The organism is Lautropia dentalis (assembly GCF_003892345.1).
In the GTDB taxonomy this organism is placed as follows: Bacteria; Pseudomonadota; Gammaproteobacteria; order Burkholderiales; family Burkholderiaceae_E; genus Lautropia; species Lautropia dentalis.
Window position 1 is genome coordinate 613,576 of record NZ_RRUE01000002.1, and the last position, 18,836, is coordinate 632,411.

17 protein-coding genes are annotated in these 18,836 nt (G+C 67.3%); 11 read left to right on the forward strand and 6 right to left on the reverse strand.

Going from position 1 to position 18,836, the window contains the following annotated elements:
- Positions 1-152: 152 nt before the first annotated feature.
- Positions 153-578, reverse strand: a complete 426-nt coding sequence (locus tag EHV23_RS10580; RefSeq protein WP_125096039.1) for a universal stress protein — start codon at positions 576-578, stop codon at positions 153-155.
- 197 nt (positions 579-775) lie between these two features.
- On the opposite strand from EHV23_RS10580, the gene EHV23_RS10585 reads away from it, so the two are divergent.
- Entirely contained in the window at positions 776-1,660 is an 885-nt protein-coding gene (locus EHV23_RS10585) for a 3'-5' exonuclease (protein WP_125096040.1), read from the forward strand.
- 182 nt (positions 1,661-1,842) lie between these two features.
- On the opposite strand, the gene EHV23_RS10590 is transcribed toward EHV23_RS10585, so the two are convergent.
- The 3 genes from EHV23_RS10590 to EHV23_RS10600 all read right to left on the reverse strand — a co-directional run bounded on the left by EHV23_RS10590 (position 1,843) and on the right by EHV23_RS10600 (position 4,429).
- Positions 1,843-2,166 (reverse strand): DUF1840 domain-containing protein, encoded by a 324-nt coding sequence (locus EHV23_RS10590; protein ID WP_125096041.1) that lies wholly within the window; start codon positions 2,164-2,166, stop codon positions 1,843-1,845.
- A gap of 296 nt (positions 2,167-2,462) precedes the next feature.
- Positions 2,463-4,169: a YifB family Mg chelatase-like AAA ATPase gene (locus tag EHV23_RS10595; protein ID WP_238990422.1), complete on the reverse strand. Its 1,707-nt coding sequence runs from the start codon at positions 4,167-4,169 to the stop codon at positions 2,463-2,465.
- A complete protein-coding gene (locus EHV23_RS10600) occupies positions 4,169-4,429 on the reverse strand; it encodes an accessory factor UbiK family protein (RefSeq protein WP_125096042.1) in 261 nt (86 codons plus the stop codon). Before EHV23_RS10600 ends, EHV23_RS10595 begins: the two co-directional genes overlap by 1 nt.
- A gap of 468 nt (positions 4,430-4,897) precedes the next feature.
- Between EHV23_RS10600 and gshB the strand changes: the two genes are divergently transcribed.
- The 7 genes from gshB (at position 4,898) to EHV23_RS10635 (ending at position 11,398) form a co-directional block, all read left to right on the forward strand.
- Positions 4,898-5,929 (forward strand): glutathione synthase, encoded by a 1,032-nt coding sequence (gene gshB, locus EHV23_RS10605; RefSeq protein ID WP_125096043.1) that lies wholly within the window; start codon positions 4,898-4,900, stop codon positions 5,927-5,929.
- Between the two features lie 13 nt (positions 5,930-5,942).
- On the forward strand, positions 5,943-6,380 hold the full coding sequence (locus EHV23_RS10610) for a PTS sugar transporter subunit IIA (RefSeq protein ID WP_158615936.1): 438 nt from the start codon (positions 5,943-5,945) through the stop codon (positions 6,378-6,380).
- A 37-nt stretch (positions 6,381-6,417) separates the two neighbouring features.
- Positions 6,418-6,699, forward strand: coding sequence for an HPr family phosphocarrier protein (locus EHV23_RS10615; RefSeq protein WP_125096045.1), 282 nt, complete (start codon positions 6,418-6,420; stop codon positions 6,697-6,699).
- The gene (ptsP, locus tag EHV23_RS10620; RefSeq protein ID WP_125096046.1) at positions 6,696-8,498 is read left to right on the forward strand and encodes a phosphoenolpyruvate--protein phosphotransferase; all 1,803 of its coding nucleotides are present in this window, start codon (positions 6,696-6,698) and stop codon (positions 8,496-8,498) included. Before EHV23_RS10615 ends, ptsP begins: the two co-directional genes overlap by 4 nt.
- A complete protein-coding gene (metX, locus tag EHV23_RS10625; RefSeq protein WP_125096047.1) occupies positions 8,495-9,619 on the forward strand; it encodes a homoserine O-succinyltransferase MetX in 1,125 nt (374 codons plus the stop codon). Before ptsP ends, metX begins: the two co-directional genes overlap by 4 nt.
- 161 nt (positions 9,620-9,780) lie before the next feature.
- A complete protein-coding gene (metW, locus tag EHV23_RS10630; RefSeq protein WP_125096826.1) occupies positions 9,781-10,404 on the forward strand; it encodes a methionine biosynthesis protein MetW in 624 nt (207 codons plus the stop codon).
- A 565-nt stretch (positions 10,405-10,969) separates the two neighbouring features.
- Complete coding sequence (locus tag EHV23_RS10635; protein WP_125096048.1) at positions 10,970-11,398, forward strand: hypothetical protein; 429 nt, start codon at positions 10,970-10,972, stop codon at positions 11,396-11,398.
- 283 nt (positions 11,399-11,681) lie between these two features.
- On the opposite strand, the gene EHV23_RS10640 is transcribed toward EHV23_RS10635, so the two are convergent.
- Positions 11,682-11,957, reverse strand: a complete 276-nt coding sequence (locus EHV23_RS10640) for a hypothetical protein (RefSeq protein WP_125096049.1) — start codon at positions 11,955-11,957, stop codon at positions 11,682-11,684.
- Positions 11,958-12,357: 400 nt separating this feature from the next.
- On the opposite strand from EHV23_RS10640, the gene recQ reads away from it, so the two are divergent.
- The gene (recQ, locus tag EHV23_RS10645) at positions 12,358-14,214 is read left to right on the forward strand and encodes a DNA helicase RecQ (protein WP_125096050.1); all 1,857 of its coding nucleotides are present in this window, start codon (positions 12,358-12,360) and stop codon (positions 14,212-14,214) included.
- Positions 14,215-14,387: 173 nt separating this feature from the next.
- Here the strand turns inward: recQ and EHV23_RS10650 are convergent, their stop codons facing one another.
- On the reverse strand, positions 14,388-16,703 hold the full coding sequence (locus tag EHV23_RS10650; protein WP_158615937.1) for an EAL domain-containing protein: 2,316 nt from the start codon (positions 16,701-16,703) through the stop codon (positions 14,388-14,390).
- A gap of 494 nt (positions 16,704-17,197) precedes the next feature.
- Here EHV23_RS10650 and EHV23_RS10655 point away from each other — a divergent pair, with 494 nt between their 5' ends.
- Positions 17,198-17,653, forward strand: coding sequence for a cupin domain-containing protein (locus EHV23_RS10655; RefSeq protein ID WP_125096052.1), 456 nt, complete (start codon positions 17,198-17,200; stop codon positions 17,651-17,653).
- A 152-nt stretch (positions 17,654-17,805) separates the two neighbouring features.
- Positions 17,806-18,744 carry an archaetidylserine decarboxylase gene (gene asd / locus EHV23_RS10660; protein ID WP_125096053.1) on the forward strand — a complete coding sequence of 313 codons (939 nt, stop codon included), beginning with the start codon at positions 17,806-17,808 and terminating at the stop codon, positions 18,742-18,744.
- Positions 18,745-18,836: the final 92 nt, after the last annotated feature.

Genomic DNA, 18,836 nt, shown 5'->3' on the forward strand with positions numbered 1-18,836 from the left:
AGCCTGAGAAGGGGTCTGCCGGCACGTACGACCCGGCAGGGAGGATGGCTTCGAGTGAAGACCGACTGGTGCCGCGGCAATCCGCCCGCCTGCAGCCGGAGGCTGCATCATCCCGCCCGGCGGGCAGGACGGAGGGCGGGGTTGCGGCGGCCTCATTTGATCAGCGTGACGGGAATGTCCACCAGATGCAGGACACCGGTGGCTGCGGAACCCAGCAGCAGGCCGCTGATGCTGTTCAGGCCGCGGGTGCCCATCACGATCTGGTCGAACCCGCCCTTGCGGGCATGGCCGGCGATCACTTCGGGCGCGTTGCCGCGGTCGTAGGAGGATTGGTAGGAGATGCCGGCTGCGGTCAGCAGACGCTCGGCTTCGGCCAGCTGTTCGCGGGCCTGGTCGGCCATGAAGGCGTCGAGGTCGGTGCGGGCAAAGTACGCGCGCGCGTGGCCGGTGAGAATTTCGGGCTGCACGTTGAGCAGGTGCAGCTCATGGGTGGCACCCGCCCGGATCTGGCCGATCAGCCAGCGAACCGCGCGCAGGGAGGTTTCCGAACCGTCGATCGGAATGAGTATTCTCGCCATCGGTGATCACCTCTTGTTGGGGGGAGGACGGCACATGCGGTGTCGGGCACGTGCTGACCATGACACGGATGTTAACCATCTTACTCCGCGATGTTACCTGTTTGGCGCTGGGGCGTGCGGGGTTGCCGACTGGGCATCAGGGGGGAAGACGGTGAAATCGGTAAAATGGGCCGCTTTCACCGACCGTGTGCCGACCAATGACCCGCCAGATCGCATGGCTTCTCAAGCCGCCGCCCGCTTCCGTGCAGCCGGAGGATGCAGGCGGAGGCGCCGTGCCCGGGGCGGGTGGTGCCGTGGAGGGCACACCGGACGATGTTCGGGGACCCCTCGTCCCCATGCCGCTGGCAGCGGCGCAGGCCCGCATGGTGGCCCGTCCGCGCAAGGGCCGGGCCCAGCCGCCGCATCCGTTGCCCTCGCCGGAGGCGCTGCGCAGGCTGCCGCCGTTCGAGCAGCTGCCCGACGAGGCCATCATCTGGGTCACGCCCGACAATCTGGCCGGGGTGATGGACGAGATCCGGCCGCTGCGGGTGGTGGGCTTCGATACCGAATCCCGGCCGGTGTTCGTGCGCGGCCAGAGCCAGGATGGCCCGCATCTGGTGCAGCTGGCCAGTCATGAGCGGGCATGGCTGTTTTCCATGCTGGAGCCGGCCTGTGTGGCGGCCGTGGGCGAGCTGCTGGCGCTGCCTTCGCTGCAGAAGGTGGGTTTCGGGCTGGCCGGCGATCGCAGCCAGCTGCATGCGCGCTTCGGCCGCCAGCCGGTGGGGCTGGTCGATCTGGACCAGACCTGGCGCGCGCTGGGCTACCGGTCCTCGCTGGGCATCCGTATGGCCATGGCCGTGACCTTCGGCTGCTATTTCGAGAAATCGAAGGCCATCGGCAAGTCCGACTGGTCACGCCAGCCGCTGACGCAGGCCCAGTGCCGCTATGCCGCCCACGATGCCTGGGGAGCCTTCCGCATCTATGTGGCCCTGTGCGAGCACGGGGTGAAGATACAGGCCGACCCGGTGCGCAGCACCGGACGGTCCGGCACGGTGGCCCGCACGGGGATGCGGCGCACGGCGGGCCAGCGCGGGGACGAGTGAGTCCACGATACGGTCCAGTGGCATGCATCTTGCGCCTGCATCAGGTTAAACCGTACGGGCGTGCAGGCGTACAAACGGAACAGGGCGGTTTTGCCGGCCCTGCCGGCGGGGGTACAGCACCCCCTCTGCCCGCGAGCGTCAGGGCTGTGCGTTTTCCCGCTGCTGGCCTCTGACCATGGGTTTCAGACGCCCCAGGTCACGTCCACGTCGGCTGCACGGGCCTCGCGCATCAGCTCGATCAGCGGATAGACCCGCTGGCGCAGGCTGACGAAGTTGGCACCCAGGGCCTCACGGCTTTCTTCATCGCTTTCTTCGGTCTGGGTTTCGGCGGGGGGCTGCTCCCGTTCGGCTGCGGTCACCAGGGCGGAAATCGCGGCCGGAATCTGTGCCACCGTGATGATGCCGGTGGGTTCGACCGGTTTGCCGATGATCTGCAGCACCTGTTCGGCGCTCTTGCCGACCATCGTGACGGTGCCGGTGGCGCGACTGCGGAATTCGTACAGCATGGTTGGGTTCTCCGGGAGTGTTTTTCTGATGGGTTTATTTTTCCGGCAGTGTCCTGAAGCCGTTGAGGATTCTGTGGCCCTGCCGCCTTGTCCTGCACACCCAAAGGGGGGCGGGGACGCATGAGTTCATGACACGTTCCTGGGCGCCAGGGCAGAGAGGGCTTCTGCGGCCCATTCTGACAGAGGCGCTTCGATGCCGCCCATTATGCCGGGTTTGCAGCCGGGGCGCCGGCTGGCCGTGGGCGCATCGGCGCGGGGCGAATGAGTCCACGACATGTTCTCGGGCTTTCGGGCGCTCAGGCAGCGGGGCTGGTTTCGGGAAAGCTCAGGTGATCGAGCGGGCGGCGCAGGGCCATGGCCTCGGCCAGGTGGGCGGGCAGCAGGTCGTCGGTGCCGTCCAGATCGGCCACCGTGCGGGCCACGCGCAGCACCCGGTGCTGGCTGCGCATCGACCAGCCGAAGCGTTCGGCGGCCTGCGCCAGCAGCTGGCGGGTTTCGGGACGGATGCCGAAGCAGGCCTCGAAGCGCCCCACCGGCAGCCGGCCATTGCAGTCCTGCTGGCGCTGCAGCTGCCGGTTGCGCGCCGCCAGGACGCGACGGGCCACGGTGGCACTGTCTTCCGGCCGGGGCCTGGCCATGCCGGCGTGGGGCCGGGTGGTCGTGGTCTGGTCTGTCCGACCGGAACCGTCGTGCTTCCCGGCGTCCCCATGGGTCATGCCGGTTTTGCGCTCTGCCGTACTGCGTGTCCCGGTGGCCATGGCACGTGCCATCGTTGCGGCGAATGTATCGTCCGTGGCAGCGGGGGCCTCGCGGATCATCTCGATCCCCATGTCGAAGCGTTCCAGCAACGGGCCGGACAGCTTGCCCTGATAGCGGCGGATCTGTGCCGGTGTGCAGCGGCAGGCACGGGCCGGATCGCCCAGGTTGCCGCAGGGGCAGGGATTCATCGTGGCCACCAGCAGGAAGCGCGCCGGGAAGGTCTCGCTGTACGGGCCGCGGGCCAGTGTGATGCAGCCGGTTTCCAGCGGCTCGCGCAGGGATTCGATGACGGGGCGACGGAATTCGGTCAGTTCGTCGAGCAGCAGCACGCCTTCGTGTGCCAGGCTGATCTCGCCGGGGCGCGGTGGCTGGCCACCGCCCAGCAGACCGGCTGCGCTGATGCTCGCGTGCACCGACCGCATGGGCGGCTGCTGGCTCAGGCGTGCCGGCTGCCCGCAGGCCGAGCGGATGGCCGCAATGTCCAAGGCCTGTGCCGCCGTGAGCGGCGGCAGAATGCCGGGCAGGCGTCGCGCCAGCATGCTCTTGCCGGTGCCGGGCGAACCGCACAGCAGCAGCGGGTGCAGGCCGGCGGCCGCGATTTCCAGCGCACGCCGGGCCAGCGCCTGGCCCTGTACGTCGGCCAGGTCGGGCGGGGCCTCCGGTGCCGCGGGGCTGGCGGTGCCAGGGTCGAGGTCATCCTCTTCGCGGGCGCGGGCCAGCAGGGTCTCACCCCGCAGGTGGGCGATGACGGCAGCCAGGGTGGGCGCGCCGTACAGCCGGTGCAGGCCGCTGGGCCGGGCTTCGGCCAGGTTGGCCTCGGGCAGGATGAGGGTGTGCTCCGGGGCGCTCGTGCCGATGCCGGCCGCCACGGCCAGCGCGGCACGGATCGGGCGCAGCTCACCCGACAGCGACAGCTCGCCCACCAGTTCCAGATCCTGCAGCGCTTCGGGCGGAATCAGCCCGGCAGCGGCCGCGATGCCGATGGCGATGGGCAGGTCGAAACGGCCGGATTCCTTGGGCAGGTCGGCCGGCGCCAGATTGACGGTGATGCGCCGGTTGGGAAACTCGACCCCGCTCTGCAGGAGCGCCGCACGTACCCGCTCGCGGCTCTCGCGCACCGATACTTCCGGCAGCCCGACGATGTTGAAGGCCGGCAGGCCATTGGCCAGATGCACCTCTACCGAGACCGGGGGCGCCGTCAGACCCAGCAGCGCCCGGCTCTGCACGACCGCCAGGGCGTTCATTACGCGTTGGTCCCGTCGGCCGGCGTGGATTGGGTGCCTTCGCGGGCGGCCAGCCGGGCCTCCAGGGCATCGACCCGGGCGGCCAGCGACTGCACCAGGGCCACCTGGATGTCGAATTCCTCGCGGCTGACCAGCTCCAGTTTGTTGAAGGTCTGGGCAGCCAGAGCCTTGACGTTGCGTTCGATGTCGGCGGCCGGGCTCGATTTGAGCAGGTCGCTGACCTTTTGCTGGAAGTCCTGGAAGAAAGCCTGTTTGTCCATGGGGGCTCCGGGGTGTGTGGGAGATTGAAAGGAAAAGGGGCGCATGCTGGCCGTTGCCGGACAGCCGGACAGCCGGACAGCCGGACAGCCGGACAGCCGGCTGCCGAAGCCAAAGCCGGAACGGCATGCGCGCCTGCTGCACGTCATGGTACGCAATCCTGCGCGCAACGCCAGCATGAATCCGGCACACCTGTCTATCTGGCCTAGGCCGGATGGCTGGTGCCGGCGCTGCATGGGTGAACGCTGCCAGGGGCCGGCGGCCAGCGCCCCGTCTGTGCATGGGGACATCCCGGTGTCGGGGCAGGGGCCGGAGAGGCACGGACTGGACCGGGAGATGTGCCGGCAGGGCGCACGGGGCATGCCAAAAGCCGCGCCACGCTCTAGAATGACCCGACGACCGCAGATGCCCCTGCGGCTGCGGGCTGACGCAGCGCGGGCTCTGCCTCAACCTTTCTCTGCGGGTGGCGCATGGACATTCTTTTCATCCTCGATCCCTTCGATTCCCTCAAACCGGAAAAGGAAACCAGCATTGCCATGATGCGGGCGGCCGAAGCGGCGGGCCACCGGGTGGTGGGCTGCCTGCAGGGCGACATCAGCCTGGACCGGGGCAAGGTCGTGGCGCGCATGACCCCGCTGGTGACCACGGGCAGGGACAAACCCTGGTACCGGGCCGACGAGCCCTTCACGGCGCCCCTGTCGACGGTCGATGCCGTCATCATGCGCAAGGATCCGCCCTTCGACATGGAATACGTCTACTCCACCTACATGCTCGAACGGGCGGTGGAGCAGGGCGCGCGTGTCTACAACAATCCGGCCGCCATCCGCGACCACAACGAAAAATTCTCCATCACCGCGTATCCGGAGCTGACCACCGACGTGCTGGTCACGCGTGATCCGGCCCTGCTGCGCGAATTCGTGGCCCGCCATGGCGAGGCGGTGCTGAAGCTGCTCGACGGCATGGGGGGGGCCTCCATTTTCCGTGCCCGTCAGGACGACCCCAACCTCTCGGTCATTCTGGAAACCATGAACCGCTTCGGCACCCGTACCGTGATGGCGCAGCGCTACCTGCCCGACATCGTCAAGGGCGACAAGCGCATTCTGCTCATCGACGGCCAGGTGGTGCCGCATGCGCTGGCGCGCATTCCGAAGGCCGGCGAGGCCCGGGGCAACATGGCGGCCGGTGGCAAGCCGGTGGCGCAGCCGCTGTCGGCGCGCGATCGTGAGATTGCCGAATATCTGGCACCGAAGCTGGCGGCGCAGGGGCTCTTCCTGGTGGGGCTGGACGTGATCGGCGACAGCCTCACCGAAATCAACGTCACCAGTCCGACCGGATTCATGGAAATCACCGCGCAGACGGGCTTCGACGTGCCGGCCTTCTTCATCGAACGGCTGGCGGCCCGTGTGGTGGCCGACCGTGCGGCCCAGGCCGCGGGCAAACCGCTGACCGGACGGGCAGCCGCGGATGCCGTGTCCGCCGCTGGCCACGGCCAGCCCGGCTGAGGCAGGTGTCCCGATGATCTCCGTGCTGATCATCGCCCACCAGCCGCTGGCCACGGCCCTGCTGGGCTGTTGCCGGCACATCTACCGTGGCCTGCCGGTGCAGGCGGCGGCGCTGGACATCATTCCCGATGAAGACCCCGACCAGGCCCTGCAGGAGGCGAAGTCGCTGGCGGCGCGCATCAACGACGGCAGTGGCCAGGTGGTGCTGACCGATCTCTACGGGGCCACACCCGCGCGCATTGCCGTGCAGATGGCGCGGCAGGGGCGGGTCAGCGTGTTCTATGGTGTCAACCTGCCCATGCTGCTGAAGGTGCTCAACTATCGCGCCCGCCTGCCGCTGTCCGAGCTGGAGGCGCTGGTGCTGCGCGATGCCGGCGAGGGTGTGGGTCTGGTCGAGTCCGACAACCCGCCCGGCCGGCTGCTGGTGCCGTCCTCGTCGGCCGCCCTGTGATGTGCCTGCGCTTTTCCGATTACCCTGTCGTTCGCCGATGAAAGAAGCCGAAGTCAAGATCGTCAACCGCCTGGGGGTGCATGCCCGCCCGTCGGCTACCCTCACGCAGACTGCCAGCAGGTTCCGCTCGGCCGTGTGGTTCACCAATGCAAAGGGCCGGCGGGTCAATGGCAAGAGTATCATGGGCGTGATGATGCTGGCTGCCGCCTGCGGCAGCACGCTGAAGATCGAGACCGAGGGCGAGGATGAGGACGCCGCGCTGGAGGCGCTCACGGCCCTGATCGCCTCCGGCTTCGGCGAAGAAATGGGGGCCGCATGAACCGCCCGCTTTCTGGAGCCCCCACGGGCGGTGGCATCGTCATCGGCCGGGCCTGCGTGCTGGACACGGGCTTCATCGATGTGCCGCGCTACTACATCACCGAAGGGGAGCTGGCCGGCGAACATGCGCGGCTCGACGAGGGGCGCGCTGCCGTCGAACGCGAGCTGCAGGGCGTGGCCGACCAGCTGCCGCACGATGCACCGGCCGAGGCCCGGGCGCTGCTCGATGTGCAGATGATGCTGCTCAACGATGCCGCGCTGATCGAGGCTGCCCGTGACCGGGTGGTGAACGAGCGCATCAATGTCGAATGGGCCATTTCCGAGACGGCCGAGGCGCTGGTCGACCAGTTCCGCGCCATCGACGACCCCTACCTGAAGGAGCGGGGGCGCGATGTGGAACAGGTGGCGGGGCGCCTGCTCAACGCACTGTCCGGGTCTGGCTCGCCGGCGCTGGCCGGCCGTGTCACCGGCGAGCCGCTGATCTTCGTGGCGCAGGACCTGCAGCCGGCCGACATGCTGCAGATCAGGGGCGCCATCGGCTTCGTGTTCGAGCAGGGCGGCATCCATTCCCACAGTGCCATTCTGGCGCGCAGTCTGCGGGTGCCGGCCGTGATCGGCGTGGCCGAAGCCGTGGCCGCCATTCACGATGGCGACATGCTGATTCTCGACGGTGATGCGGGCGAGGTGTTCGTCAATCCGGCGCAGGTGCTGCTGGACGACTACCGCGAGCGCCGCCGGCTGGCTGCCGAAGAGGAAAGGCTGCTGGCCCGCCTGGCCGATGTCGATTGCGTCACCCAGGATGGCTGTGCCGTGACCCTGCTGGCCAACATCGAGCGGCCCGACGAGGCCCAGGAGGCGCTGCGGATGGGGGCGGCCGGCATCGGCCTGTTCCGGTCGGAGTTCCTGTTCCTGAACCGCAGCCGGCTGCCCGACGAGGAAGAGCAGTACCAGGCCTACCGGCAGGTGCTCGACACCATGCAGGGCCGGCCCGTCACCATCCGCACCATCGACGTGGGGGCCGACAAGATCCTGCCCGCGCAGGCGCTGGTCCCCGGGGCCACCTCGGCGCTGGGGCGGCGCGCCATCCGCTACAGCCTGGCCGAGCCCGAGATGTTCCTCGTGCAGCTGCGGGCACTGCTGCGTGCGTCGGTGCATGGCCAGCTGCAGATCCTGCTGCCCATGCTGTCGCAGCCGAAGGAGGTGGACGAGGCGCTGCTGCTGCTCAACCAGGCGCGGCAGGAACTCATCGCCCGCGGTGAGCCGGTGGCCGAGCGGATTCCGGTGGGTGGCATGATCGAGGTGCCGGCGGCAGCGCTGTCGGCCGGCATCTTTGCCCGCAAGCTGGATTTTCTGGCGATCGGCACCAACGACCTGGTGCAGTACACGCTGGCCATCGACCGTACCGATCACCGTATCGCCCACATGTACGACGAGCTGCACCCGGCCGTGCTGCGCCTCATCGCCCTGACCATTCGTGCGGCCCGCAAGGCAGACAAGCCCGTCTGCGTCTGCGGCGAAATGGCCGGTGAGTACCGCGTGGCGCCACTGCTGCTGGGCATGGGGCTGCGGTCGTTCTCGATGCTGCCCTCGCGGCTGCTGCGCGTGAAGAACGAAGTGCTCAAGGTCGATACCCGCCAGCTCACGCCGCTGGTGCGCCGCATGCTGGTGCAGGACGATCTCGGCTCCATCCGCCGGGGGCTGGCCTGCCTGGGCATCGGTGAAGCGCCCGGTTTACCCGCTGGCACACCGGCCCGGGATCCTTCCCATCCGTCCACTCCCACAGGAGCCCATCAGGCATGAGTCTGCAGGCCAATCCCGTCAGACATCGCTTCGACGATCCCCTGCCGCTCACCAGCGGTGGGCGTTTCGGTCCCTACGAGCTGGTCTACGAAACCTACGGCACCCTCAACGCGGCGCGCAGCAATGCCGTGCTGATCTGCCACGCACTCAACGCCTCGCACCACGTGGCCGGCATTACTGCTGGCACGGCCGATGATCACGGCTGGTGGTCGAACATGGTCGGGCCGGGCAAGCCGGTGGACACCGACCGGTTCTTCGTCATCGGCGTCAACAACCTGGGCAGCTGTTTCGGTTCCACCGGGCCGATGTCGCTCGATCCGGCCACGGGGCGCCCGTACGGACCGGATTTTCCGGTGATCACCGTGGAAGACTGGGTGCACAGCCAGGCCCGGCTGGCCGATGCATTGGGCATCGAACGCTTTGCGGCGGTGATGGGGGGCTCGCTGGGCGGCATGCAGGCGCTGGCCTGGAGCTACCTGTATCCGGCACGGGTGGCCCACTGCGTGGCCATTGCCACGGCGCCGAAGCTCTCGGCCCAGAACATTGCCTTCAACGAAGTGGCACGGCGCGCCATCGTGACCGATCCGGATTTCCATGCCGGCCGCTTCTACGATTTCAACACCGTGCCGGCCCGCGGCCTGCAGGTGGCGCGGATGATCGGCCACATCACCTATCTGTCGGACGACGCCATGGCCAGCAAGTTCGGCCGCATGCTCAAGCATGGCGACTATGGCTTCTCGTTCGACGTGGAATTCGAGATCGAAAGCTACCTGCGCTACCAGGGCGAGAAATTCTCGCGCTATTTCGACGCCAACACCTACCTGCTGTTCACCCGGGCGCTCGATTACTTCGACCCCGCGCGTGCCACGGGCGGTGACCTGTCGAAGGCCCTGGCACCGGCAAAATGTGCCTACCTGATCGCCTCGTTCACCACCGACTGGCGCTTCTCGCCGGCCCGCAGCCACGAGATCGTCCGGGCCCTGCTGGCCAACCGCAACCCGGTCACCTACGCCGAAATCGACGCCCCCCACGGTCACGACGCCTTCCTGCTCGATGACGAGCGCTACCACGGCCTGGTGCGCAGCTACTTCGACCGCATTCACGCGGTGGTCAACGCCTGATGGAACCGCCTGCCATGTCTGCTGAAAAAAAATCTGCCACTGCCGGCGTTCCCCCGCAGGGCCATGCCGCAGCCTCCGGCCAGCCCGGTGCCGGCCAGGCTGCTCCCGCACCATCGGCCGCTGCCCGTTCCGTGCCGGCCACACAGGCCGCTGGCGCGCCCCTGTCGCCGTCTGCCGCTGCTGCGGCCGCCAAGCCCCTGCGGGCCGACCTGGCCATCATTGCCGGCTGGATCCGTCCCTATGCCAACGTGCTGGACCTGGGCTGCGGCGATGGTGCCCTGCTGGCGCATCTGGAGCGCGTCAAGCATTGCCACGGCTACGGTGTGGAAATCGACGATGCCGAGGTACAGGCCTGCGCCCGTCACGGCGTGGATGTCATCCAGCGCAACATCGAGGACGGGCTGGAGATGTTCATGGCCGGCGACCCGTTCGACGTGGTGGTGCTGTCCATGGCCCTGCAGGCCACCCAGCGCACCGAGAAGGTGCTCGAAGACATGGGTCACGTGGCCCGCGAGGGCATCGTGTCGTTTCCCAACTTCGGCCACTGGTTCCACGTCTGGTCCATCCTGCGCGGCCGCATGCCGATCACGCGCGAGATGCCCTACGAATGGTTCAACACGCCCAACCTGCACCTCACCACCCCGCGTGACTTCGAGGACCTGGCCACCCGGCTGGGGCTGGTCATCATGGAGAAGGTGTTTCTGTCCGAGGGGCGGATCATCACCCACTTCCCGGTCAAGCGCGCCACCCAGGCCATCTACCGTTTCCGCCGCAAGGGCGACTGAGTGTCCGTATTCGTGCAGACATTCCGGAACCGTCATTTTGCTTATCGTGAGATAACATTCCGCAATGCAAAATATCGGTATCAGGGTTATCCCATCCCCCCAGTCTCGGGGTGTGCGGCAGGCCAGCAGGACCGGTGAAGTACCCCTATCGGAACCCGGAATTGCTGCAATGCAGCATAAAACGTTGTTTCACAACGACTTCACGTTGTGAAATCACGACGAAAATCTGCGGTTTTCCTGCATTGCGGTAACGCAATGCGGATGCAAATGAATGCTAATGTTGCGCGAGATACCGTTTGTAATCGTTGTACGCAGAACGGCCTGAAAATGCGTTAATTGCACCTGCGGCGCCTGAACGCGCTGCCCGGATGACCCGGGTGGATGCGGCGGGGGACGCACTCAACGCAACCAGTCAGGGTCTGGTTTCCTCCTCTGCGGTTTCTGCCGGAATTGCCCGCCAAGTGGCATGACAGAAACCTGTCCGGCGGTTCATGCACATGCACCACCGGCCTGGCGGCACAACCTGCGGAGGCTGCCCCCTGACACCGGGATCAGGAGCTATTAGATGCCACACGTCGATAGAAGTGCAGGGTATTCCGAGTACCGAGTATGGGGATTGGGCCAGCGGGGCACACCGCTGGAGATCTACGATCCGGCCCGATTCCCCGCCATCGCCCAGGTCATCGAGCACCTGGACGGGCGCCTGCTCGAAGTGCGTGGCGAAGGCGAGCCCATCCAGATCGCCCTGGCCGAGGCCCGCCGCACCGACGATCCCGATGCCATCAACCGCCGCTTCACCCCGTTCTTCTCTTCGCTGACCTCGCTGGACTTCTTCTGCAAGCTGAACCTGCAGACCTATCTGTCGCTCGAAGCCAGCGCAGCCCCGCGCCGCTGGTTCTGGCAGGAAGATACCCAGGCCGGCTACCGTTCCTCCGGCGTGGGTTCCATCGTCAACGAAACCACCGTCAGCATCGCCCGCAGCGCCGGGCATTGATCATGACCGGTACAAGGGGCAGTGCTCTGGACTGCCCCTTGCTTCCCTGCCTGACGGGCGATTCAGCGCCTGATGGCCAGGCGGCCGCGTCCAGTCGTCCACCATGAATGGTGTGGGCCGTGCGGTGCGTCTCCATCCATCTGCAGCCCCTGCTTCCGAAGGAGTCTTCGTTCCTTGCAGACCCCTGATGGGTTGGCCCCTGCAGGCCCCTGATGGGCCAGCCCCTGCAGTGCCTGTGGCAAGCAGTGCCCGGCGCAGCTTCTGCAGCCGGGGCCAGCAGGGTTCAGTGCAGCTTCTGCAGCCGGATTTCGGTATAGCCGAACGTGGTGCGCAGCGACTGGGCCGCATAGGCCTGACACAGCTCGCGCGCGGCGGTCTGCACATCGACGGGCACCTCTTCGCAGAGGATCACCCGCAGCAGCCCTTCGGCGATGAGGTCGAAGTCGGCATGACGTCCCTGGCTGGGGGCCTCGTTCATCAGCCGCCAGAGATCGGCAACCACCATCGTGGGGTGATCATCGACGAACGATCGCAGTTCCGATGACGTGTCCAGGGACATTTGCAGGTTCATGAAAAGGAAAACGGCAACGAAATCGTAGTGGCTGAATGCTAAGCCATTTGCCAATACCGTATTCCCAGCATAGTTATAGCCAGCAACACGGCCGCCCAGGCGGCGCAGTGGAGCAGATGAACGGTCGGCACACCATGGTCCGGCGCTGCAGATACCCGGTCGCCGCAGGTGGTCCGCGGCGTGCTGGCCCGGTGGTGTGCAGGCATGGCGACACACACGACCGGCATCGTGTCCGGCGCCCCGAAGCGCCAGACAAACGGACGATCCACATGACCTGAGCCATATGGACAGGGCCACGGAAATCCCGGGATGCTCCCAAGTAGAATGCCGCCTGTCCTGTCCTGTCCTGTCCTGTCCTGTCCTGTCCCTCCCTTGCCTGCATTCCCCCATGGGTTCTGAAGAAATCCTGCATCGCGTGTTCGGCTACCCCGCCTTTCGGGGCATGCAGCACGACATCATCGAGCACGTGGCCGGCGGTGGCAATGCGCTGGTCCTGATGCCCACCGGGGGGGGCAAGTCGCTCTGCTACCAGATTCCCGCCCTGATGCGCGATGGCGTGGCCGTGGTGGTCTCGCCGCTCATCGCCCTGATGCAGGACCAGGTGGCCGCGCTGCGCGAACTGGGCGTGCCGGCCGCCTATCTCAACTCCACCCTGACGGCGCAGGAAGCCGCTACGGTGGAGAGCCAGGTGCGCCGTGGCGAGCTGAAGCTGCTCTACGTGGCCCCCGAGCGGCTGCTTACCGAACGCTGTCTGGCCCTGCTGCATCAGGCACGGCTGGGGCTGATCGCCATCGACGAGGCCCACTGCGTTTCGCAGTGGGGGCACGACTTCCGGCCCGAATACATCGGTCTCGGCCGTCTGGCCGACGAGTTTCCGCAGGTGCCACGCATTGCGCTCACCGCCACCGCCGACGACCTCACCCGGCAGGAAATCGTCACCCGGCTGATGCTGGAAAACGCCCGGCCCTTCGTCACCAGCTTCGACCGGCCCAACATCCGCTACAACATCGTCGAGAAGCAGGACCCCAACGCCCAGCTGCTGCGTTTCATCCGCGACGGCGGTCACGATGGGGAATCGGGCATCGTCTACTGCACCGCCCGCAACCGCACCGAAGAGGTGGCGGCCTTCCTGCAGGAAGAGGGCTTCAATGCCCGTGCCTACCATGCCGGACTCACGTCGGCCGAGCGGACCGAGGTGCAGAATGCCTTCCAGCGCGAGGATGGCATGATCGTCGTTGCCACCGTGGCCTTCGGCATGGGCATCGACAAGCCGGACGTGCGCTTCGTGGCCCACGTGGACCTGCCCAAATCCATCGAGGGCTACTATCAGGAAACCGGCCGCGCCGGCCGCGATGGCCTGCCTGCCGAGGTGTGGATGGCCTATGGCCTGGCCGACGTGGTGCAGCAGCGCCGCTTCATCGAAAAATCCGATGCCAGCGAAGAATTCAAGCGCGTGCAGAATGGCAAGCTCGACGCCATGCTGGCACTCTGCGAGGCCACCGACTGCCGCCGGGTGCGCCTGCTCGGCTACTTCGGCGAAATGTACCGGGGCGCGTGCGGCAACTGCGACAACTGCCTCTCGCCTCCCCAGACCATCGACGGCACCATCATGGTGCAGAAATTCCTGTCGGCTGTGTACCGTTGCAGCAAGGCCAGCGGCCATGCCTTCGGGGCCGGTCACATCATCGACGTGCTGCGCGGCCAGCTCACCGACAAGGTCAGTGCCAACGGCCACCAGCTGCTGCCCGTCTTCGGCATCGGTGCCGATGTCAGTCAGACCCGCTGGCGCTCGGTGGTGCGCCAGCTCTCCATTGCCGGCTACATTCACATCGATGTCGAGCGCTTCCAGACCATCTCGCTCACCGGGGCCGCCCGTCCCATCCTGAAGGGGGAGCAGACCGTGCGCCTGCGCGAGACCGTCGAGCGCGAACCGGGGCCGCGCACCCGCCGCCGCAACACGAAGACCGGCAGCAAGGTCAAGATCGGTGCCACGCTCGAAGCCGGCCTGGACAGCACCGCCACCGCCTGCTTCGAACGCCTGCGCGCCTGGCGTGCGCAGCATGCCCGCGAAAGCGGTCTGCCCGCCTACGTCATCTTCCACGACATGACGCTGCGCGACATCGCCCGGCGCCAGCCCGTCACCCTGGGCGAGCTGGGCGAGGTGGCCGGCGTCGGTGCCCGCAAGCTCGAAACCTATGGCGACATCGTGCTGAAACTGGTGGCCGACGAGCCGCTGGATGACTGAACATGCCGCATCCCATCCCGGGCACAATGACCGTGTGCGGTGATCGACACGCCGCCGGATGACCGGACACATCGCACCATGCACGCGTCCCCTGTCCGTGGCCTGTCATGCCCGTGGCAGGCGCCTCCCGGTGATGGGCAGCGCAACCCGGGGGTATGCGGTGTTGCCGGCCTTCAAACCGGAATCATCACCCCGGCCGGCAGCAGACCCTCTTCCTCGCGTCCGGCCAGCACATCCTCCAGCGGCCGGATGCCCGACACCGCACTGCCCTGTACCAGATCGATGCCCAGTTCCTTGAGCGGGCGCAGGTCCAGCGGGTTGTTCACCTGGTCGATCAGGCACTCGATGCCCAGCGACTCGCACAGCGCCCGCAATGCCGTGACCTCGCGCTGCGCATGCGCATTCGTGCCCAGTTCCGCAAAGCGCCGGCCATCGAGACGCACATGGTGCAACGGCAGTTGCGCCAGTACATGCAGCGGAATCTGGTTCGAGGCCAGGTCCGTCAGGTCCACGCCCGACTGCACCGACATCAGCCGCAGATCCTTCAGGAACGCCTGCGCCCCTTCCGGATCGAACAGCAGCGCCTGGGACGACAGCTCGATGCACAGCCGGCTGTTGATGGCTGCATTGCGGGCATCACCCGCGCCCAGCAGCCGGATCAGGTTGCCCGTGAAGCCAGGCTCGGCCAGCGACAGCGGCCCCAGCCGGAAAATCACCACCCCGTCGGCCGGCAGCGCATGCGTCTGCGTGTTGAGCGCATGCAGGATCTGCGTGAGCAGCAGCCGGTCCAGCGCCCCCGAGGCGCCCTGGGCGGACGCCGCCTGCTGCAGCCGGGTCAGCGGCAGCAGCTGCCCATGCTCGCCCAGCAGGCGCGGCAGCACCGTCACCGAACGCATCGGCACATCCGTGCGCAGCGACGTGATCGCCTGCGCGTGCAGCCGGATCTGTGCCTCCGGCAGCTTCTGTCGCAGCTGGTGCCCGAACTGGCGCGACGCATCCGCATCGGCCAGCGCCGGACTGTCGGCCATCACCGCATACGGATGCGGTGCCCCTTCCGCCCGCGACAGCTCGCAGGCCAGCCGGGCCGACTCGATCAGCCGCTCGGCGTTCAGCCCGCTCACCGCTTCCACCGCCCCGATCGACACGGTCAGCGGAATCGACATCCCCTGATACTCCACCGGCGTGCGGCACAGCAGATCCAGCAGCAGCGTGGCCTGCGAACGTGTCAGCGTCAGCTCGTTGCCCGGCAGTACCAGCAGGAACTGGTCGCTGCGCACCCGGCCCACTGCGGCGGGGGCCGACACCTGGCGGTTCAGATGCTCGGCCACCGTCTTCAGCACCGCATCGCCCGCCGCACGGCCGAACATCCGGTTGATGCTGGAAAACCGCTGGATGTCCACGTACACGCAGCTCAGCGGACTGCTGCTGCGCAGCTGGCCCAGATGGCGGTTCAGCATCCGGCGCAGGCCCATCAGGTTGGGCAGCCCCGTCAGCTCGTCGCGCTCGGCAATTTCCTGGAAGGTGGCCGCCCGCCGGGCATGTGCCGTCACCTCGTGCATGCCCACCTCGAAGCCGTCGGCCTCGCGCATGCCCGCTTCCACCACCCACACCCGCTCCTGGCCCCCGCGTGAGAGCGTCAGCTCGCTGTGATGATGGCCGTGCTTCTTCAGGTCGGCCACCAGCTGGGTCGTGACCGACTCACCCAGCAGCGCCTGCACCGGTGGCACCGGCTGCCTGGCCAGATCGCCCCCGAACGCATCGGCCGCCCGCTGGTTCCAGCGCTGCAGCGTGCCGTCGGCATTCACCGTCATCAGCGCCACCGGCGACGTGTTGTAGATGCGGTGCAGCTGGCGGGCCGCCGTATCCATCTGCGCAAACTCACCCTTCAGGCGGATTTCGCGAGAGGCGGCCTGACGGAAGAAGCCGGCGATCCACACCATCAGGCCCGTGCCCGTCATCACCTGCAGCGTGCTGGGCGACAGGATCGTCAGCCCCCACGTACGCTGCATGAAACCGAATTCCAGCACCGTCCCGCACAGCAGCGCCCCCAGCACCCCCAACCGGCTCTCCAGCCCCGGAAAGCGCTTGAGCGTCACTGCCACCTCCACCAGCAGCGTGGCCACCAGCAGAATCGATACACCGCCGCCGAAACAGTGTGCGTAGATTTGCGGCACGAACGGAAAAATCGCCACCACCGCCACGCAGAATGGCGGCACATACTTCAGCAGCACCCCGTATTCCTCGCGGGCCGGCAGCCCCTCCGTGTGCGGATTGACGAACATCCAGTGCAGCAGCCCCACCACCGGAATCAGCGACAGCGACTGCAGCATCAGCACCGCCGTCTGCATCAGCCCGTCCGTGGCCAGATCGGTCGAGGCCTCGCGCTGCGCCAGAATCAGCAGCGCCAGCGTACAGAAACTCCAGGTCGTCAGCACCGCATGACGGGACCACTGGGCCAGAGGTTTGAAGTTCAGACCGGCGACTTGCACGGTGGGAATCCCCACAAGGTGACAGAAAAAGGAAAATGGACAGGCAGCATGCGCCCGTCCCGTCAGGCCAGCCAGCCCCGCCCGTGCCGCTGGGCGGCCGCGGACGATGACCGGTCGACCGATCGACCGGTCTACGGGCAGGCTGGTAGATGGGCAGACGCAGGCCGATGCCCGACGCGGCGCTGTTTGCCAGACAGACCGCCACCAGACTGCAGGCGGTGGCCTGTCGACATGCATACGGCGCTCCAGCCGGCCAACCTGTATGATTTCTGCATCATTTGGCCGCTTGCAGGCCAGGGAAACGCGGTGATCGGGAACAGGGGCGGTAGCATCCCGAGCGGGGCGAATGAGTCCCTGATACGCTCTGAACCGGGCAGCACCCCGGTGCCTGTTCATATTTCCGTTAACCGACCGCTTCACGGATACAGCCAGCCCGCGAAGACCTGCACACCTGCAGACCGGTCGCTGACCTGTACCGAGGGGAGGGGGTTCGCATGGCCCAGACCGATGCCGCCAATGTTCCAAAACCGCTGATCCTGCGGGACGATCACCGTACCGAAAGCGGCATCGAACCCGGCTGCTTCCTGACCGACTGGCTCAACGATCCCGCCGATCCGGACCTCTCTATCGCCTGCATCCGCGTCGTGCCCAGCGCCGAAACCCGGCTGCGCCGCTTCGAGAACATCCAGGAACGCTACGTCGTGCTCGAAGGGCAGGGACGCATCGAACTGGTCGGCCCCAACCGCGCCTTTACCGAAGGCGACCACACCCTGTCCGCCCTCGAACCGGGCGACGTGGTGGTCATCCCGGCCGGCTACTCGCGCCGCATCACCAACATCGGCCCCGTGGATCTGGTGTTCCTGGCCATCTGCACCCCGCGCTTCCGCCCGGCAGCCCTGCCCGACGCGCCACCGCCGCCTCCGGCGGCTGCGCCGCGAAGCGGGGCCTGAGTGTGTTACCCGCAAGCGCCGCAACCGCTGTAATATCGCGGGTCTTCCGCTGAAGCGGCAGCTGGTCCGGCCTCCTGGCCGGCCGTCGCCCCGATGGTTTGCGTTGCCGTCCCGGGGGCGATCCCGCGCAGCACGACTACTCCTGCTCTGCCATGTCCCTGCACCTGATCTGCCAGAAACTGCTGCCCAAACAGGCCCTGACCCGTCTGGCCGGCGCCGGGGCACACCGCGAAGGTGGTGCACTCACCCAGTGGGCCATCCGCCGCTTCATCGACCACTACGGTGTGGCCATGCAGGAGGCAGCCAACCCCGATCCGGCCGCCTACCGCACCTTCAACGACTTCTTCACCCGCGCCCTGCGCGACGGCGCCCGCCCCCTGGCCGATGCCCCGCTCATCTGCCCCGTCGATGGCGCCGTCAGCCAGCTGGGGGACATCCACGCCGGCCGCATCTTCCAGGCCAAGGGGCACCAGTACAGCGCCACCGCCCTGCTGGGTGGCGACGAAGCCCTGGCCAGCCACTTCACCGATGGCCGGTTTGCCACCATCTACCTCAGCCCGCGCGACTATCACCGCATCCACATGCCCTGTGCCGGGCAGCTGCGGCAGATGATCCACGTCCCCGGCGAACTCTATTCCGTCAGCCCCGCCACCGCCGCCGGCATACCCGGCCTCTTTGCCCGCAACGAACGCGTCGTCTGCCTGTTCGACGGCACCTTTGGCCCCTGGGCGCTGGTGCTGGTGGGGGCCACCATCGTCGGCAGCATGGCCACCGTCTGGCACGGCACCGTCAACCCGCCGCGGCCGGGCCGGATCCGGCGGTGGATGTATCCCGCAGGCCGTGCCGATGGCGGGGGTGATCATGCCATTGCCCCCCGGTCAGGTGTGGACCTCGCCACCATCGGCCCCGTGCTGTACTCTGGCACCGTCACCAGCGAACATGAACCGGTCTGTCTCGAACAAGGTGCAGAGATGGGGCGCTTTCTGCTCGGCTCCACCGTGGTGATGCTGTTCCCGCAGGGCGCCCCCGCACTCACCACCGCCTGGCAGCCCGGCCAGCGCGTGCGGCTGGGTGAGGCGATGAGTGCCTGATCGTACCCCCGATGCTCCGGTCTGACTCTGCCTGTTGGCGTCGTGTCTGGGGGAGTGTGCCGGAGGCAGGGCCTCTGAAGGCTGGAGGGCCT

Coding starts and splice junctions, on each gene's coding strand:
- ptsP (WP_125096046.1), top strand. CDS start 6,696: ATGAACCGCCCGCTTTCTGGAGCCCCCACGGGCGGTGGCATCGTCATC.
- EHV23_RS10610 (WP_158615936.1), top strand. CDS start 5,943: ATGATCTCCGTGCTGATCATCGCCCACCAGCCGCTGGCCACGGCCCTG.
- EHV23_RS10585 (WP_125096040.1), top strand. CDS start 776: ATGACCCGCCAGATCGCATGGCTTCTCAAGCCGCCGCCCGCTTCCGTG.
- EHV23_RS10655 (WP_125096052.1), top strand. CDS start 17,198: ATGGCCCAGACCGATGCCGCCAATGTTCCAAAACCGCTGATCCTGCGG.
- gshB (WP_125096043.1), top strand. CDS start 4,898: ATGGACATTCTTTTCATCCTCGATCCCTTCGATTCCCTCAAACCGGAA.
- EHV23_RS10635 (WP_125096048.1), top strand. CDS start 10,970: ATGCCACACGTCGATAGAAGTGCAGGGTATTCCGAGTACCGAGTATGG.
- EHV23_RS10600 (WP_125096042.1), bottom strand. CDS start 4,429: ATGGACAAACAGGCTTTCTTCCAGGACTTCCAGCAAAAGGTCAGCGAC.
- EHV23_RS10615 (WP_125096045.1), top strand. CDS start 6,418: ATGAAAGAAGCCGAAGTCAAGATCGTCAACCGCCTGGGGGTGCATGCC.
- EHV23_RS10595 (WP_238990422.1), bottom strand. CDS start 4,169: ATGAACGCCCTGGCGGTCGTGCAGAGCCGGGCGCTGCTGGGTCTGACG.
- asd (WP_125096053.1), top strand. CDS start 17,806: ATGTCCCTGCACCTGATCTGCCAGAAACTGCTGCCCAAACAGGCCCTG.
- EHV23_RS10590 (WP_125096041.1), bottom strand. CDS start 2,166: ATGCTGTACGAATTCCGCAGTCGCGCCACCGGCACCGTCACGATGGTC.
- EHV23_RS10580 (WP_125096039.1), bottom strand. CDS start 578: ATGGCGAGAATACTCATTCCGATCGACGGTTCGGAAACCTCCCTGCGC.
- recQ (WP_125096050.1), top strand. CDS start 12,358: ATGGGTTCTGAAGAAATCCTGCATCGCGTGTTCGGCTACCCCGCCTTT.
- metX (WP_125096047.1), top strand. CDS start 8,495: ATGAGTCTGCAGGCCAATCCCGTCAGACATCGCTTCGACGATCCCCTG.
- EHV23_RS10640 (WP_125096049.1), bottom strand. CDS start 11,957: ATGTCCCTGGACACGTCATCGGAACTGCGATCGTTCGTCGATGATCAC.